Source organism: Morganella sp. BCCO 40_0007, assembly GCF_032989665.1.
GTDB classification, from domain to species: domain Bacteria; phylum Pseudomonadota; class Gammaproteobacteria; order Enterobacterales; family Enterobacteriaceae; genus Morganella; species Morganella sibonii.
In genome coordinates, this window is record NZ_JAVBIN010000001.1 from 141,890 (window position 1) to 157,595 (window position 15,706).

Annotated in this window: 19 protein-coding genes; 17 read left to right on the top strand and 2 right to left on the bottom strand. The window is 50.9% G+C overall.

Annotation, left to right across the window (positions count from 1 at the left end; translation table 11 throughout):
- The first annotated feature begins 15 nt into the window (after positions 1 to 15).
- From R5268_RS00550 to R5268_RS00615, 14 genes are all read left to right on the top strand, one after another.
- Entirely contained in the window at positions 16 to 552 is a 537-nt protein-coding gene (locus R5268_RS00550; protein ID WP_317418537.1) for a fimbrial protein, read from the top strand.
- Positions 553 to 563: 11 nt separating this feature from the next.
- Positions 564 to 1,058 (top strand): fimbrial protein, encoded by a 495-nt coding sequence (locus tag R5268_RS00555; protein WP_112549787.1) that lies wholly within the window; start codon positions 564 to 566, stop codon positions 1,056 to 1,058.
- A gap of 10 nt (positions 1,059 to 1,068) precedes the next feature.
- Positions 1,069 to 1,614: a fimbrial protein gene (locus R5268_RS00560; RefSeq protein ID WP_046894646.1), complete on the top strand. Its 546-nt coding sequence runs from the start codon at positions 1,069 to 1,071 to the stop codon at positions 1,612 to 1,614.
- A gap of 20 nt (positions 1,615 to 1,634) precedes the next feature.
- Complete coding sequence (locus R5268_RS00565; protein WP_317418536.1) at positions 1,635 to 2,453, top strand: adhesin; 819 nt, start codon at positions 1,635 to 1,637, stop codon at positions 2,451 to 2,453.
- Between the two features lie 67 nt (positions 2,454 to 2,520).
- Entirely contained in the window at positions 2,521 to 2,880 is a 360-nt protein-coding gene (locus tag R5268_RS00570) for a helix-turn-helix domain-containing protein (RefSeq protein ID WP_107679198.1), read from the top strand.
- Positions 2,861 to 3,415 (top strand): tyrosine-type DNA invertase, encoded by a 555-nt coding sequence (locus R5268_RS00575; RefSeq protein WP_317418535.1) that lies wholly within the window; start codon positions 2,861 to 2,863, stop codon positions 3,413 to 3,415. Before R5268_RS00570 ends, R5268_RS00575 begins: the two co-directional genes overlap by 20 nt.
- A 570-nt stretch (positions 3,416 to 3,985) precedes the next feature.
- Positions 3,986 to 4,525, top strand: a complete 540-nt coding sequence (locus R5268_RS00580) for a fimbrial protein (protein ID WP_317418534.1) — start codon at positions 3,986 to 3,988, stop codon at positions 4,523 to 4,525.
- 62 nt (positions 4,526 to 4,587) lie between these two features.
- Positions 4,588 to 5,103, top strand: coding sequence for a fimbrial protein (locus tag R5268_RS00585; protein ID WP_218454646.1), 516 nt, complete (start codon positions 4,588 to 4,590; stop codon positions 5,101 to 5,103).
- Complete coding sequence (locus R5268_RS00590; RefSeq protein ID WP_317418603.1) at positions 5,103 to 7,709, top strand: outer membrane usher protein; 2,607 nt, start codon at positions 5,103 to 5,105, stop codon at positions 7,707 to 7,709. Before R5268_RS00585 ends, R5268_RS00590 begins: the two co-directional genes overlap by 1 nt.
- The gene (locus R5268_RS00595; RefSeq protein WP_317418533.1) at positions 7,706 to 8,464 is read left to right on the top strand and encodes a fimbria/pilus periplasmic chaperone; all 759 of its coding nucleotides are present in this window, start codon (positions 7,706 to 7,708) and stop codon (positions 8,462 to 8,464) included. Before R5268_RS00590 ends, R5268_RS00595 begins: the two co-directional genes overlap by 4 nt.
- Positions 8,465 to 8,493: 29 nt before the next feature.
- On the top strand, positions 8,494 to 9,018 hold the full coding sequence (locus R5268_RS00600; protein WP_317418532.1) for a fimbrial protein: 525 nt from the start codon (positions 8,494 to 8,496) through the stop codon (positions 9,016 to 9,018).
- Between the two features lie 32 nt (positions 9,019 to 9,050).
- On the top strand, positions 9,051 to 9,620 hold the full coding sequence (locus R5268_RS00605) for a fimbrial protein (protein ID WP_218454643.1): 570 nt from the start codon (positions 9,051 to 9,053) through the stop codon (positions 9,618 to 9,620).
- A gap of 16 nt (positions 9,621 to 9,636) precedes the next feature.
- Complete coding sequence (locus R5268_RS00610; RefSeq protein ID WP_218454642.1) at positions 9,637 to 10,140, top strand: fimbrial protein; 504 nt, start codon at positions 9,637 to 9,639, stop codon at positions 10,138 to 10,140.
- A gap of 9 nt (positions 10,141 to 10,149) precedes the next feature.
- A complete protein-coding gene (locus R5268_RS00615) occupies positions 10,150 to 11,097 on the top strand; it encodes a fimbrial protein (RefSeq protein ID WP_218454641.1) in 948 nt (315 codons plus the stop codon).
- On the opposite strand, the gene R5268_RS00620 is transcribed toward R5268_RS00615, so the two are convergent.
- Positions 11,098 to 11,649, bottom strand: a complete 552-nt coding sequence (locus R5268_RS00620; RefSeq protein WP_218454640.1) for a tyrosine-type DNA invertase — start codon at positions 11,647 to 11,649, stop codon at positions 11,098 to 11,100.
- Between the two features lie 371 nt (positions 11,650 to 12,020).
- On the opposite strand from R5268_RS00620, the gene R5268_RS00625 reads away from it, so the two are divergent.
- The gene (locus R5268_RS00625) at positions 12,021 to 12,350 is read left to right on the top strand and encodes a helix-turn-helix domain-containing protein (RefSeq protein ID WP_218454639.1); all 330 of its coding nucleotides are present in this window, start codon (positions 12,021 to 12,023) and stop codon (positions 12,348 to 12,350) included.
- A 96-nt stretch (positions 12,351 to 12,446) separates the two neighbouring features.
- On the opposite strand, the gene R5268_RS00630 is transcribed toward R5268_RS00625, so the two are convergent.
- The gene (locus R5268_RS00630) at positions 12,447 to 12,782 is read right to left on the bottom strand and encodes a zinc ribbon domain-containing protein YjdM (protein WP_127377838.1); all 336 of its coding nucleotides are present in this window, start codon (positions 12,780 to 12,782) and stop codon (positions 12,447 to 12,449) included.
- 388 nt (positions 12,783 to 13,170) lie between these two features.
- Here R5268_RS00630 and nikA point away from each other — a divergent pair, with 388 nt between their 5' ends.
- Together nikA and nikB are read left to right on the top strand one after the other, a co-directional pair.
- On the top strand, positions 13,171 to 14,745 hold the full coding sequence (gene nikA / locus R5268_RS00635; RefSeq protein ID WP_317418531.1) for a nickel ABC transporter substrate-binding protein: 1,575 nt from the start codon (positions 13,171 to 13,173) through the stop codon (positions 14,743 to 14,745).
- Between the two features lie 13 nt (positions 14,746 to 14,758).
- Complete coding sequence (nikB, locus tag R5268_RS00640) at positions 14,759 to 15,703, top strand: nickel ABC transporter permease subunit NikB (RefSeq protein ID WP_046894632.1); 945 nt, start codon at positions 14,759 to 14,761, stop codon at positions 15,701 to 15,703.
- The last annotated feature ends 3 nt before the right edge of the window (positions 15,704 to 15,706 follow it).

Consider the following 15,706-nt stretch of genomic DNA (forward strand, 5'->3'; position numbering starts at 1 on the left):
GACAGAGGATAAACCATGGATGAGCGGATCAGAAAAACAAGCTCTCTCCGGCGGATACTGGCGGTTGTGCTCTGTATTTCGGCGGGAGGTGCTGCGGCACTGCCGGAACGGGTGGCCGGCATCCGGGGTGTTCCCGGGATCACCTATATCACTATTCGCGGCAATGTTATCGCACCGCCGCCGTGTGTTATCAACAACGGCAACACTATTCTGGTGGATTTCGGAGAGGTGCTGAGCACCCGCATTGACGGGCAGCGCTATAAACAGCCGGTGAATTACACGGCAGAGTGCACAAAGATGCCAACCAATGCAATGACACTTGCCATCACCGGCAATACCGCCGGATTTGATTCCGGATTGCTGCAGACCGAAATCGCCGGGCTGGGGGTGCGCATGCTCTATCAGGGGCGGCAGCTGAATCCCGGTGAAAAAGTGAAATTTACCTATCCGGTCTTTCCGGCGCTGGAAGCCGTACCTGTCCGCGATATGACAGCAGTGCTGACCGGCGGGGATTTCTCTGCGGTGGCAACGCTGGAACTGGATTATCAGTAAGGAGCCTGACAATGGCAAGACATGACCGGTGGTTACAGAGGGTGCTGCTGACCGGGCTGCTGTGTGCTGCCGCAGGAAGTACCGCCGCGCCGAATATGAAGCTGTTCGGCACTTTGCTGGTACCGCCTGCCTGTACGATCAGTGACAACGGAGTGATTGATGTGTTTTTCGGTGACAACGTCGGCGTGCATAAAGTGGATGGCGTCAATTATACCCGTGCCGTTAATTACACCCTGGTGTGTGAGGACAATAACAAAGGCTGGGATCTGGGATTGTCCGTTACGGGGCCGGTCAGCGGGTTTGATGATGCTGCCTTGCAAACCAATATTCCGGATCTGGCTATTCATCTGACGCAGAACGGAAAGCCCTTCACGCTCAACAAACGCATTGCGGTATCACCGGATAACCCGCCGGTCATTCAGGCGGTGCCGGTGAAACGGCCGGGCAGTACACTGCCGGAAGGCGCATTTGATGTGACCGCCACACTGCTGGCGGAATATCAGTAGGAGCAATGCAATGAATGAGACAGTAAGGCGCTTTTTTATCAGTACCTGCGGGGTATTTTTGTTATCACTGCCGGTTGCGGATGCCGGGGCTGCCGCTGATAACCTGTATTTTCACGGCACGCTGGTGGATGAACCCTGCACGATACGTCCGGGTGATGAAACGGTGGAACTGCCGTTCGGGAATATCCCTGATAAAAATCTGTACGCCTATCAGCGGACACCGTCAAAAGAGTTTCAAATCCGGCTTTCGGAGTGTGATACCTCCATCGGCAAGCGGGTCACGGTGATGTTTGCCGGGGATGAAAATCCGTTTATCGGCGGAGCGCTGGCCATCAGTCCGGGCAGTCAGGCGGAAGGGATTGCTGTCGGACTGGAAAATGCGGACGGCACGGCGCTGGCAGTTAATGAAGCATCACCGCAGATCACGCTGAACGACGGGCTGACACTGCTGAACTTCCGTGCCTATGTGCAGGGCGAACCGGATGCGCTGGCAAACAAAACCATTAAACGCGGGCCGTTCAGTGCCATTGCGACTTTTCATCTCAATTATGACTGACGGGTAACCAGAGGCACGCTATGAACAGATTTCTGAAAATAACAGCGGCGGTTGCGCTGCTCTGGTCCGCTTCGGCGGCGGCATCCATCTTTTCTTATATTACAGAATCATCAGGGAAACCGACGGATGCTGTTTACACCTACATTATTGAGCGCTGGGATCCGGAAGACCCGTCGGCTCCCAACCCCTGTTACGGCTGGCCTGTCTGCTGGATCAATATCAACCATAAACACGATGTGGATGGTTCACCCGGCTCCTCCACAAAATCCATTGTCCGTGTGGAAAAACTGAGAACACTGGCGGAAGTGCGGGAAGCGGTTTTTCAGAATATCTCTCTGCCCTATCAGGGAAAAGCAGAACACAGAGGGCCGTCGCTGAATTCCAATCAGGAGTGTGTGGGGCTGTTTTATGAATCAGCATCAGGCGGCTGGTCGAAGAACGGTCGTCTGCTGCCGGGGTCATTGTGCGGGATCGCACCGCCGCCGGTGGGCGCCTGTGAGGTAACCAGCGGCTCAGTGATTCTGGATTACGGCGATATTGATGAAGTCAGTCTGCCGGATGCCGCGCGCAATAAAAGCATCACCGTCACCTGCAACCTGGACATGGATATCCTTGTGATTGCTTCCGGTTCTGACAGTGGCCGTGTTCCGCTGCGCCCGGATAACAGCCTGTATGCGGATCTTTATCTTAACGACAACCCGGGTGAGAGGGGGGCTCCTATTCATGTTCCGGCCGGTGGTGCGACACAGGTGGATGTGAAATCGGTTCTGAAAGTGAACGGACGGGTTGCCCCGGGAGCCTTTGAAGGTTCCGGTTCCATCATTCTTGTCATGCCGTAATTTCTTATTTTTATCTCACGGCGTTGCAGAAACCGGCAGCGCTGTGGGCCCGGAGTGAGACTAAAATATGATTACAGAAGATACTGATTTAACCGTTAATAAATCTGTCGGCTACCGGATCTTCCGCAAACGGAAAGAACTGGGCTGGTCCGGCAGCCGCCTGGCAGACCAGCTGGGGATCAGCCAGCAGCAGTTCTCGCGCTATGAGCGGGGATGCAGCCAGATTAATGTCAGTCTGCTGGTCAGGGCGGCTGATATTTTACAGACACCGGTCAGCTGGTTTTTCGCTGACTGTCCGGAAGCGCGTTCATACCGGGAGTGCTTCCGGGGAAAAGCGGATATTTATATGGCGGAATCTGTTCCTGAGTATGGCCTGCCCGCACAATCCCGGTACAAAAGGAAACCGGATGAAGGAAAACAAACGTAAACACCTGATGCAGTCTGAGGTGGAAAAAATGATGGCGGCTGCGGAAAACGGCCGTGACCCGGAGCGGAATACCTGTCTGCTGTGGATGTGTTTTGTCCATGGCTTCCGCGTCAGTGAACTGGGACAACTGAGTTTATCGGACATGGATGTCGCCGCCGATAATCTCTATATAAGACGCCTTAAAAACGGCCTTTCCACCACCCATCCCCTGAGCCGTACAGAAAAAAATCTGCTTACCCGCTGGCTTAACTGCCGTTCCCGTTATCCCCGTGCTGCTGAAAACCACTGGCTGTTTTTATCCCGCAAAGGCGGGCATCTTTCCCGATCCCGTATTTACCGGATCTTAAAAGAACTGGGGGAAATGGCGGGGCTGCCTGTACCGGTTCATCCGCATATGCTGCGTCATGCCTGCGGCTATGCGCTGGCAGATAAAGGGGCTGATACAAGGCTGATTCAGGATTATCTCGGACACCGCAATATTCAGCATACTGTGCTGTACACCGCGGCTAACGCCGGACGCTTCCGCGGATTGTGAGACTAGATTAATGTAACATAATAAACCAAAGTGTCGCTATATTATTTCGTGTTCATTTGTCGGGCAATATTTAAATTTAAAATATATCAAAATAAGTTCAAAATTCCGTCGATACCCCCTTACGGCTATTTCGTAATCATATTCAGTTTGTTTTTCATACAAAAAATGTGTGTTTTTTATTCCGTGCAGAATCTTCTTAACGATTCGTGCTGGCCGCTTCTGACATAAAACAGCAATATCCCGTCTTTTTTCTGACCCGTATCTTCTTCCTGTTTCCCGCCGTATCCGCCAAATCAATTTTTACCACCCGGTAAATTTATACATTTCAGTGTGATAGGCAAAACGCAACATTTTGGTTTATTTGGTTGCGTCACGGGTATGAGAAATAACCAGCCGGAACGGGCGCGGATAACGAAATAAACCGGATAACCGGAGGGATCACAAATCCGCTGACGGTAAACAGATACAGGTTGTTCCGGTGTTGTATCAAAAAGGCAAAAAGCAAAACATTGCTTATATATTCCTTATGTAAGCATTTTTATCTAAAACAAGTGGAGCAGGAATTTGGATATGAGTATGAAAAAAGTGGTTCTCGCACTGGCAGTTTCTTCCGCAATGGCAATGACTGCACAGGCAGCAAACCAGGGCGGCGGCAAAATCAACTTCAACGGTGAAGTGATTGACGCAGCGTGTTCTATCGATGCAAACAGCCTGAAGCAGACTGTTGAACTGGGCAGCGTGGCCAAAGTACAGCTGGCGAAGGGCGGTAAATCCACCCCGGTTGATTTCACTATCCAGTTACACAACTGCGATATCACCGATAAAACCACCACAAAAGTTACTTTTAAAGGTGTGGCCGGTGGTGCTGCGGCAGATGGCCTGGATAAAGCCTTCGGCGTCAGCGGTCCGGCAACCGGTGCAATGGGTGTGGTTGTAACGGATGCGGGTGGTAACGTCATCGCACCGGGGGCAGTATCATCCGCATTTACCTTAAATGAAGGTGATAACACGCTGAACTTTAAGGCGTATATGCAGGGTGCAACAACCGCTGACACCGTTGCGCCGGGTGCTTTCACCGCAACAGCTGACTTCCTGATGGATTATCAGTAATCGGGGACAGTGTGCTTACCCCGTACCGGATATCCGGTACGGGGAACCGGCGGAGAGCAAAAGTGAAGGTAAACATATTCAGTACCGGGCTGCTTGCAATTTGCCTGACTGCTTATGCGGCAGAGGGTGAACGGCAGACCGGGCAGGTCTGGTTACAGGGATTTGTTCTGGACTCCTCCTGCACCATCAATATGCAGGATCAGTATCAACGGATTGAAATACCACAGGTTGCGGCAACCGGGTTATATCAGCGCGGATACAGTTCAGCCTTTGCTTTTGCTGTCCGGCTGGAAAACTGCCTGCTGTCAGCGGATGACAGAAATGTACAGATAACCTTTACCGGCCCGGCGGACAGCAACGGATTGTTTACCGTCAGCGGAGAGGCGGAAGGTGTCGGGATTCAGCTCAGTCAGGAAGATGGTTCGGTGATCATGCCGGGAAAAGCAGTGGCACTTCCGGATATACCACAGACAAAAAATATCACACTGAACTACCGGTTACGACTGATTGCTGATCGTAAATCACTGAAAACAGGGGCATACCGGTCAACCGTTAATTTTAACCTGGATTATTTGTGATGAAAGCTACTGTATTTTCGCCGGGCTGCGGAGTATCACGTCCGGCGGTGCGGTTAAAACCGCTGACATTTCTGATCCTGCTCTCTCTGTTTTCTGCGGCGGTTCAGGCGGAGGATGTCACTGAATTCAATACGGAGGTATTGGATCTGGATGAGCAGGGAGAGATTGATTTATCACAGTTTTCTCAAGCCGGTTATGTGATGCCCGGTACCTATTCACTGGCGCTGAAAGTGAATAACAGTATGCAGGCCGAGCGGCAAATCCGTTTTCTGGCTCCGGATAATGATCCGCAGGGCAGTATGGCCTGTATTACAGCGGATATGAGCGATGAGCTGGGATTAACCTCATCAGCGAAAGGGCAGCTGACCTGGTGGCACAACGGAGAGTGCGCTGACCCGGCATCCCTGCCCGGCATGACTTTACGGGCGGATTTTGCTGCCGGGGCGCTGCGCGTCAGTCTGCCGCAGGCTTATCTGGAATATACCGCGGATAACTGGGATCCGCCGTCACGCTGGGATGAGGGTATTGCCGGTTTTATCCTGGATTACAACCTGAATACACAGCTGACAAAACAGCGTGAGGCCGGAAAAAGTAACCGGCAGGATTTCAGCGGGAACGGCACCACCGGCCTGAATGCCGGTGCCTGGCGTCTGCGTGCGGACTGGCAGGGACGCTATTCACGCACCAATCATGAGTCTGATCAAAGCTGGGACTGGAACCGGTTCTATGCTTACCGCGCCATTGCACCACTGCGGGCAAAATTAACGCTGGGGGAAAATTATCTCACCTCCGGTATGTTCGACAGCTTCCGCTATACCGGTGTGGCACTGGATACGGATGACATGATGCTGCCGCCGAACTTACGCGGCTATGCACCGGAAGTCGCCGGTGTGGCGAAAACTAATGCGCGGGTCACCGTGAAGCAGCAGGGGCGGGTGATTTATGAAACCACGGTTGCCGCAGGGCCGTTTCAGATCCGGGATTTAAGCAATGCCCTGTCCGGCAAACTGGATGTGGAAGTGGCAGAGCAGGACGGCACCGTTCAGACCTTTCAGGTGGATGCGGCGAGTGTGCCGTATCTGACCCGTCCGGGTCTGGTGCGTTACAAAGTGGCGCTCGGTAAGCCCTCGGAATATGACCATCGTGTCAAAGGACCGGAGTTTATCAGCAGTGAGTTCTCATGGGGCGTCAGTAACGGCTGGTCAGTGTACGGCGGCGGATTATTTGCCGGGAAATACAATGCGGTTTCAGCGGGTATCGGCCGTGACCTGCTGATGCTGGGAGCACTGTCAGCGGATGTGACACAGTCCCGCGCATCACTGCCGGGCGGTGAAACCAAAAAAGGCGGCTCTTACCGGCTGAGTTATTCCAAACGGTTCGATGCCACCAACAGCCAGGTTACTTTTGCCGGATACCGGTTTTCAGAGCGGGACTTTATGACGATGTCGCAATATCTGAATGCCCGTTATCACAATTCAGCGGTCACAGGGAACGGCAAAGAGATGTACACCATGACATTCAGCCAGACACTCAGCTCACTGAATACCAATGTGTACCTGAACTTTAACCATCAGACGTACTGGGATCGTCCGGCAAGTGATAACTGGAATATTTCCACTTCCCATTATTTTGATATCGGGCAGGTGAAAAATATCAGCCTGAACTTATCGGCTTACCGTAACCGCCATGAAGACGGACGCGATGACGGAATGTATATCGGGCTGTCTGTGCCGTGGGGAGAAAGCGGCAGCATTGGTTACAGCGGACAGTTCAGTAAAGGACAGAACAGCCATTCAGCGGATTACAGTGATCGTATTAACGATCGGACAAATTATCGTATCACCGCAGGGATGAGCAGTGATCACCGCACTATTGGTAACGGCTACCTGGATTATCGCGGCGATAAAGCAGAAATGACCGCTACCGCCGGATTTGAAGGTGATCGTTACAGTGCGGCAGGCCTTTCTGTGCGCGGCGGATTCACCGCCACAACGGAAGGTGCGGCACTGCACCGCAGCGGCGTCATGGGCGGAACCCGGATGCTGGTGGATACCGGCGGTGTGGCGGACGTTCCTGTCCGCGGCGGTGGCGGAGAAACCACCACCAATATCTTCGGTAAAGCGGTCGTCAGTGATATCAGCAACTATTACCGCAGCAGTGTGAATGTGGATCTGAATCAGCTGGGGGAAAATGCCGAAGCAACCCGTTCAGTGGTGCAGGGCACGCTGACGGAAGGCGCTATCGGATACCGCCGCTTCGGTATTGTCTCCGGACAGAAAGCGATGGCGGTTCTCCGCCTGGCTGACGGTGATATTCCGCCGTTCGGCGCGGTGGTACAGAACAGGGATCATATACAGACCGGGATGGTCAGTGAAGACGGCATGGTCTGGCTTTCCGGTATTAATCCGGAAGAGGCAATGCAGGTGTCGTGGGGCGGGGAAGTGCAGTGTGAAATCCGTTTCCCGGAAACTATTCCGGCCGGGAATCTGCTGCTGCCGTGTGTCTCTGCGACGAAGACGCAGCCTGAAAAATCAGTAACAACAGAAGAAACACCCCGCCGGCCGACAACCGCCGGTGCGGAGAACACAAGAGAGAGTAATAAATGAAGAATCAATACCGCCGTTTTACTTCACGGTGCCTTCCGGCAGTGATACTGGCCGCCATTCTGGCTGCACCGGCAGGGCATGCGGCAATCGCACTGGACAGAACCCGGGTTATTTTAAACGGCAGTGAACGTGCTGAAAGTGTTGAGATTTCTAATCAGAATAAAGAATTACCGTATCTGGCGCAGGCCTGGATTGAAGATGCGCAGGGTAACAAAATCAAAGATCCGCTGGTGGCGCTGCCGCCTATTCAGCGGGTGGAAGCCGGTGAGAAAAGCCAGGTGAAAATTCAGCCGACAGCTGCAATGAAGATGCTGGCACAGGATAAAGAGAGCCTTTATTACTTTAATCTGCGGGAAATTCCGCCGAAAACGGACAAAGCCAACACCTTGCAGATTGCCTTACAGACCCGCATCAAGCTGTTTTACCGCCCGGCCGGGCTGGTCGTGGCGCAGAATGCAAAGCCGTGGCAGGAAAGTATTACGCTGACACGACAAGGGAATACATACACGGTGAATAATCCGACCCCGTATTACGTCACAATTTCCTCTGCGTCAGCGGCTTATAAAGGAAAAGATGTCAGCGGTTTCAATGCATTAATGATCGCGCCAAACAGCAGTGAAGTACTCGGCGGCAGCGCCGTATCGCTGGGGAGTGCACCGGTGCTGGGTTACATCAATGATTACGGTGGTCGTCCGAAGATGATTTTTGCCTGTCAGAGCAACACCTGCCGGGTGAGCGAAGTAAAACCGGGCTGATGTGTAACCGCAGATCAGGAGCAGAGAAAGTGAGAGTATTCATTCCGTGTGCAGCGGTGTTGTGTTCCGGTCTGCTGATGTGTTCAGCGGCACACAGCACGGATGTTGAAGTGAAAGGGCAACTGGTATTTGAGCCGTGCACCTTATCGCCGGCAAGTGAAAACATATCGCTGCCGTTCGGCACGATGGTCAGAAGCTATTTTTATACCACAGACCGGACACCATCTGAGCCGTTCACGATTGAACTGACCGGATGTGATACCGGGATTGGCAAAGAAGCATTTGTGACCTTTCGCGGTGCGGAAAGCAACGCTTTACCGGGTTTACTGCTGCCGGATAACGGCACATTACCGGGATTGGCGATCGGCATTGAAACGCCGGAGGGCAAACCGCTGCCGCTGAATAAAACCAGCCCGGTATATGCGCTGAGCGACGGCACAACCACGCTGAATTTTCAGGGATATGTACAGGCAGAACCGGATGCGGTTAAGGATAAAACGCTGACGACAGGTGTTCTGTCAGCGACAGCAACCTTTGAAATCACCTATCCGTAGATTGCCCGGATGATCATTGACAGGATTGTATTATGACATTCACACAATATGCGTGTGCTTTATTACTTGCCGGGTTGTTATCCGCTGCGGTAAGTCCGGCTGCATTTTCTGCCCCGCGCAAAGCCGGTGATGAGGGCCGGATGAAAATCAATATTTCCGGCTCTGTCATTGCTACCGGGCGGTGCACGTTTAAAGATTCATCGCCACAGGTGATTGAGTTCGGTGATATCCGTTACTCCTCCGTTTCCGGGGTGAACAATCTGAGCGGCAGTTACAAACAGCCGATCAGCAGTGAAATGACATGCAGCGGCGATACGGCAGGGAATACCCGTTTCCGCCTGGAGTCAAAAAGCGGCGCTCCGGTCACTGATGGCAGTCATCAGTTACTGCCGGTGAATATCGGTAATGACAGGAATCCGAATCTGGGCATCCGGTTGCTGGTCAATGGAAAACCACAGGATGTGAATACAGATTTTGTCATGGATATTCAGCACTTACCCATGCTGGAAACAGAACTGGTTCAGTTGCATCCGGATGATGATACCTGGCAGAACGGCCGGTCTGTTTATTCTCATGCCACATTAATCATGAGCTTTAATTAGCCGGGGGAATGGAGAAATGCATAAAATACTAGCCTTTGTCTTATCCCCGCTGCTGTTATTCACCGCCTTTTCATCATTGGCGGTTCAGTCAGGGGATCAGTCCGCCATCCGTTTCAGCGGCACATTAAGGGCAATGACGATTTGTCGTGTTAATAATGATCAGGTGATTACCGCTGATTTTAAAAACGTCGGTATTAATAAGCTGGACACGGAAGTCTACAGTCTGCCGCTCAGTTACACACTGGACTGTCCCGGAATCAATCCGGCCAATACGCTGCGGATGATCTTTATGACATCCCGCCCGGCTGTTTCTGACTCTTCGGCGATTGAAAGTGACGTCAGTGGTTTGCTGGTGAGAATTCTGAAGGACGGCCGGCCGCTCGAATTAAATACATTTTTTAACATTGATGATGTGACGCAGCAGCCAAAGCTGGAAGCCCGATTGGTGAAAGTGCCGGGTACGGATTTAACACAATCCCCGTTCCGTGCCACCGGCACGCTGGTAGCGGAATATTTGTAGGAGTAAGCGATGAATAAAATAATGATACGCGGGGCGGCGCTCTTTTCCCTGCTGATGATATCGCAGGGCGCTAATGCAATCGGCTGGGTGGGCGCCAGCGGAATATGTGTTTCCGGTAGTAAAAACACGATTCAGTACAGCCTGTATTGTGACTGGAAACCCAATACCGGGGCTTATTACGGAAGTGGTCAGACAGTGAGTTTTTTGATGGCTCAGGGTGGTAACACCGGAGATGACCATGCTTATGTGCCGAAAAGTGGTTATTACACAACGAAAGTCTATTGGTGTGCATACCCGGATACCATGGATACCTGCAGTAAAGCGAAAGGCTCTGTCATACTGGTTGGGGACAGAGTCTGGCTTGATTCATCCCGCTCATTCGCACAGCAAAAAATTTATAATAATAACCAGACAAAAAAAGCGCCTTCTGCAGGCGGATACTGTTTTACTATCACGGATGATAACGGTTATGAATACCGGGGAGATATGGGATATGGCCCTGATAATCGGGGTAAATTTTGCGGGGATGCTCACCGCCTGCCGGTTGAACCCCCAAAATGCAGCTTTAACAATGGCGCAGACCTGGATGTTCAGCTGGGAAAATTAGAGCGCACAGATATTGCCGTTAAATCCGGCACAACAACCCCGGTGACAAAAGATATTTCCATTAAATGTGACGGTAATATTATTTATAACGCCAATATGAAACTGGATTTCACACCGATCTCTGTCAGCAATGAACAGGTGGTCAGCACCAGTACCACGGGGTTGGGTGTTGCTGTGTTATATAACGGAAAAACAATTCAGCCCGGACAAACGTTTCCGATCAGTTATCAGCCGGGTATTCATACTCTGACTCTGGGATTTGAGGCAGTACGTGACCCGGCCGTTGCGGCGACAGACCTGAAAACCGGGGATTTCACTGCCAGTGCGGTGCTGGTTTTTACCGAGCAGTAATTACAGTTTAATACTGCGGAAGCGTGCCACATTACTGGCGGTATATAACACGGTGTGCTGAATATTGCGGTGGCCGAGATAGTCCTGAATTAACCGGGTATCTGTTCCTCTGTCCGCTAATGCATAACCGCAGGCATGACGCAGCATATGAGGATGTGCCGCAATATTCAGATCGGCGGACAATCCGCTGTCACGGATAATACGGAATATCTGCTGGCGGGATAAACGGCCGCCCTTGCGGGAAAGAAAAAGCCAGGGTTCGGCATAATGAACGGATGAATTCCGCTGTGCCAGCCACTGTGTCAGCAATTTATATTCAAGGGACTGTAATGGCTGATTGGTACTTAATCCGTTTTTCAGCCGGGTAATATGAATGGTCTTTTCATTGATATTAATATCACTGAGCATTAATCCGGTCAGTTCACTGGCGCGTAATCCGTGACTGAAACAAACTGCAATCAGGCATTGATTACGGATATGATTAATTGAGTCAGGTAATGATGATATTAAGGAATGAACCTCCTGTTCACTCAGGTGTTTTCGTTCTTTCATGGGAATATTCAGTCTGTTTATTATAGTCAGGTTTAATTCTTTTTCAGACGTTATCACAGAATAAAAGGATGGCCTATTTTTCATCATTATCAGAATTATGTTGTTAATGTGTAAATTTGATCATGTATTGCTGATTTATCTGAAGATAATAAACCGAGTGCATTACTTGTTGTTTACATTGTCGTTATATATTTCATTTTCCCGTGTTTTTTATGTTTCATTTATCTCCGTGGTATTTATTGTTAATCAGCGTTATTTTTTATTTTTGTTAATTAAATAAACTTCATTTTATTTAGGCAATAAATGCTATTTGTTTTTTATTGATCTCCGGAATATATTTCCGGATGATTTTATTTCTGAAGGTAATGAATATGACAGAAATTCAATCCGGCGCGGATATGGCGTCGGTAAATCGTGCTGTCGGTGACCGGATTTTCTGCAGACGAAAAGCACTGGGTTATTCCGGGCAGCAGGTTGCTGCCTGCCTGGGAATAAGTCAGCAGCAGTTATCCCGTTATGAACGGGGACAAAGCCGGATTAATGTGGGTATGCTGGCCAGGGCGGCTGATGTTTTACAGACACCGGTCGGCTGGTTTTTTGCCGGGTGTCAGGACAGAAATTTATGCGGGGAAAGTCTCAGCGTTCAGTCTGATATCTATACTGCGGAGTCTGTTACGGCCGGCATAACGGCGGCAGACTGAACAAAGCGGCTCCGCCGGTATGGCGGAGCCTCAGATTGTTGGCAAAGTCCGGGAAAAAACAGGCCGGGATTTTGTCAGCAATCTTATGTCAGAAAATCAGTTCTTTTTCACAAACTCAGATTTTAGTTTCATCTGACCAAAGCCGTCGATTTTACAATCGATGTTGTGGTCACCTTCCACTAAACGGATACCTTTGACTTTTGTGCCGATTTTCAGCATGGATGAACTGCCTTTGACTTTCAGGTCTTTGATGACTGTCACGGCATCGCCGTCCGCCAGTAAATTACCGTTGGCATCTTTGACAATCAGCTCGTCGCTTTCCGCTACCGGCTCGGCATCATTCCACTCGTGGGCACATTCCGGGCACACGTACATTGCACCATCTTCATAGGTGTATTCAGAATTACATTTCGGACATGAAGGTAATGACATAATGAGACTCTCAGATTTTTACAATGGGGAGCAGCAAATTGTCACGTGATGGTGTGATATCTGCCCGTGGTTATATGCACTGTCTGCAGTGCGGGCGTCAGTATAGCGGGATCGCTGCTATTTTGCAGCTTTTACCGGATAAAGAGTGTGGTTATCGCTTTTTCCGCTGACCGGGGAATAAACAGGTAAATAACGCAATAACGGCCTCAGGTTTCCTGATAAATCCGTCAGTGCTGAAAATAACCGGAGTTTATCGTTTTTTTCTGAATAAGTACTCAGGGGGAGTACTTAATTACGCAACAGACTCTTATATATTATGACTGCATTATTTTAATAACCGGTTTCTGACTTTCTTGTTTATTTGTCTGTGGCACATCAGGAGTGAAATATGCGTAATGTTGTCCGTTCTTTATTATTGTCTGCGACGCTCGCGGTAGGTTCCTTAAATACCGCCTTTGCCGATCCGCATTTAAATTTTGCCTGGCCGGTCAATGTGGGGCCGTTAAATCCGCACCAGTATGCGCCGAACCAAATGGCCGGACAAACCATGGTGTATGAACCGCTGGTCCGCTATATGAATGACGGAACGGTAAAGCCGTGGCTGGCAGAATCATGGACGGTTTCGGATGACGGAAAAACCTATATTTTTACCTTACGTGATGATGTGAAATTCTCCAATGGCGAAAAGTTTGATGCCGCCGCAGCCAAAGTAAATTTCGATGCTATTCTGGCAAACCGCGAACGCCACGCCTGGCTTGAGCTGGCTAATCAGATTACCGGCGTTGAGGATATCGCACCGAATCAGTTAAAAATCACCCTGAAAGATGCGTATTACCCTATTTTGCAGGAGCTGGCACTGCCGCGTCCGTTCCGCTTTATTGCGCCGTCACAGTTTAAAGATGGCGGCACCAAAGACGGTATTATGAAACCAATTGGTACCGGTCCGTGGGTATTAACGGAATCCCGCCTGAGTGAGAAAGATGAATTTGTCCGCAACGAATTATACTGGGGTAAAAAGCCGGTTTATGAATCCGTCACATTTAAAGTGATCCCGGACCCGAATACCCGTGCGGTGGCATTTGAAGCCGGTGAAGTGGATTTATTGTACGGAACGGACGGGATTATTTATCCGGATACCTATCAGCGTTTTAAAAATATGCCGGGATATACCACCAAACTGTCCGCGCCTCTGGAATCTCTGGTGCTGGCAATTAATACCAAAACCGGTCCGACCCGCGATTTAGCCGTGCGTAAAGCGATTAATCACGCAGTCGACAAAGATAAAATGATTGAAAAGGTGCTGTACGGTACGCAGTTAAAAGCGGACACCCTTTTCTCAAAAAATGTGCCGTACGCGGATGCGGGTTTGACACCGTATTCTTATAACGTTGAAGAAGCGAAATCCCTGCTGGAAAACGCCGGCTGGAAAGCGAAAACCGAAAATGGTATCCGTGAGAAAGATGGCGAGCCTTTGGTGGTGGAGCTGAATTTTGTCGGTACTGATGCGGTGGCGAAGTCGATTTCTGAGGTGGTGCAGGCAGATCTGCGCCGCGCCGGGATTGATGTGAAACTGGTCGGGGAAGAGGAAAGCAGTATCTATTCGCGCCAGAAAGACGGCCGTTTCGGGATGATTTTTAACGGCACATGGGGTGCTCCGTTTGATCCGCACGCGTTTGTCAGCTCAATGCGTATTCCGTCGCATGCTGATTACCAGGCACAACAGGGGCTGGCGGATAAAGCAGAGATCGATGCCAAAATCACACAGGTGCTGACCACTACGGATGAAAAACAGCGCCGTGCGCTGTATCACGACATCCTGACCCGCCTGCACGAAGAAGCGGTGTATCTGCCGCTGACCTACATTACTGCCATTGCGGTGGCAAAACCGGAAATCGGTGATGTGCCGTTCAGCGCGATGTCGAATGAGATCCCGTTTGATCAGCTGACACCAGCTGCCAAGTGACAGGCCCGCGATTATGATGCGATTTATTTTCCGGCGGGTGCTGCTGCTGATCCCGATGCTGTTCGGCACCTCGCTGTTTATCTTTCTTATCCTGCGCCTGGGGCCGTCAGACCCCGCGCTGGATTATCTGCGGCTGTCCAAAATTCCGCCGACCCCGCAGGCGGTGGAAAGCGCCCGTGAGCTCCTTGGTCTGGATAAGCCGGTCATGACCCAGTATTTTCACTGGCTGTCTGACGCGCTGCATCTGGATTTTGGTATTTCTTATGCCACGCAGAAACCGGTACTGCCGGATCTGCTCTATTTCCTGCCCGCCACGCTGCAACTGGCGGGACTGGCGCTGGCGCTGACGATTATCCTGTCTGTGCCGATGGGTATGCTGGCGGCGCGTTACCGGGAGAAATGGCCGGATCAGCTGGTGCGGGTGATCGCGTTTATCGGGGTTTCCATGCCGAATTTCTGGCTGGGATTCCTGCTTATTCTGCTTTTTTCCATGCATCTCGGCTGGCTGCCGCCGATGGGCAAAGGTGAAGCAAAACATCTGGTGATGCCGGTGATTGCTATCTCGCTGATGTCACTCGCGATTAATGCCAGGCTGCTGAGGGCAAGTATGCTTGAGGTCGCCGGGCAGCGGCATGTTCGTTATGCGCGGCTGCGCGGGTTGTCCGAAATGACGGTGGAGCGTTCGCATATTCTGCGTAACGCCTGGCTGCCGATCATAACGGCTATCGGAATGCATATCGGGGAACTGCTCGGCGGTGCGCTGATTATAGAGAGTATTTTCAGCTGGCCGGGTGTGGGGCGCTATGCTGTCTCCGCCATTATGAACCGGGATTATCCTGTAATTCAGTGCTTTACCTTGCTGATGGTGGTGATTTTTGTTCTCTGCAACCTGATTGTGGATATTATTTATGCGATTGCGGACCCCCGTATCCGCCTCTCTGCGGAGGGTATTGAATGAGCG

What these genes read in the sequence shown, in the direction of transcription:
- R5268_RS00550 (WP_317418537.1), top strand. Translation starts at nt 16, where the DNA reads ATGGATGAGCGGATCAGAAAAACAAGCTCTCTCCGGCGGATACTGGCG.
- nikA (WP_317418531.1), top strand. Translation starts at nt 13,171, where the DNA reads ATGCGTAATGTTGTCCGTTCTTTATTATTGTCTGCGACGCTCGCGGTA.
- R5268_RS00560 (WP_046894646.1), top strand. Translation starts at nt 1,069, where the DNA reads ATGAATGAGACAGTAAGGCGCTTTTTTATCAGTACCTGCGGGGTATTT.
- R5268_RS00605 (WP_218454643.1), top strand. Translation starts at nt 9,051, where the DNA reads ATGACATTCACACAATATGCGTGTGCTTTATTACTTGCCGGGTTGTTA.
- R5268_RS00575 (WP_317418535.1), top strand. Translation starts at nt 2,861, where the DNA reads ATGAAGGAAAACAAACGTAAACACCTGATGCAGTCTGAGGTGGAAAAA.
- nikB (WP_046894632.1), top strand. Translation starts at nt 14,759, where the DNA reads ATGATGCGATTTATTTTCCGGCGGGTGCTGCTGCTGATCCCGATGCTG.
- R5268_RS00565 (WP_317418536.1), top strand. Translation starts at nt 1,635, where the DNA reads ATGAACAGATTTCTGAAAATAACAGCGGCGGTTGCGCTGCTCTGGTCC.
- R5268_RS00620 (WP_218454640.1), bottom strand. Translation starts at nt 11,649, where the DNA reads ATGAAAGAACGAAAACACCTGAGTGAACAGGAGGTTCATTCCTTAATA.
- R5268_RS00580 (WP_317418534.1), top strand. Translation starts at nt 3,986, where the DNA reads ATGAGTATGAAAAAAGTGGTTCTCGCACTGGCAGTTTCTTCCGCAATG.
- R5268_RS00555 (WP_112549787.1), top strand. Translation starts at nt 564, where the DNA reads ATGGCAAGACATGACCGGTGGTTACAGAGGGTGCTGCTGACCGGGCTG.
- R5268_RS00630 (WP_127377838.1), bottom strand. Translation starts at nt 12,782, where the DNA reads ATGTCATTACCTTCATGTCCGAAATGTAATTCTGAATACACCTATGAA.
- R5268_RS00615 (WP_218454641.1), top strand. Translation starts at nt 10,150, where the DNA reads ATGAATAAAATAATGATACGCGGGGCGGCGCTCTTTTCCCTGCTGATG.
- R5268_RS00610 (WP_218454642.1), top strand. Translation starts at nt 9,637, where the DNA reads ATGCATAAAATACTAGCCTTTGTCTTATCCCCGCTGCTGTTATTCACC.
- R5268_RS00590 (WP_317418603.1), top strand. Translation starts at nt 5,103, where the DNA reads ATGAAAGCTACTGTATTTTCGCCGGGCTGCGGAGTATCACGTCCGGCG.
- R5268_RS00595 (WP_317418533.1), top strand. Translation starts at nt 7,706, where the DNA reads ATGAAGAATCAATACCGCCGTTTTACTTCACGGTGCCTTCCGGCAGTG.
- R5268_RS00570 (WP_107679198.1), top strand. Translation starts at nt 2,521, where the DNA reads ATGATTACAGAAGATACTGATTTAACCGTTAATAAATCTGTCGGCTAC.
- R5268_RS00625 (WP_218454639.1), top strand. Translation starts at nt 12,021, where the DNA reads ATGACAGAAATTCAATCCGGCGCGGATATGGCGTCGGTAAATCGTGCT.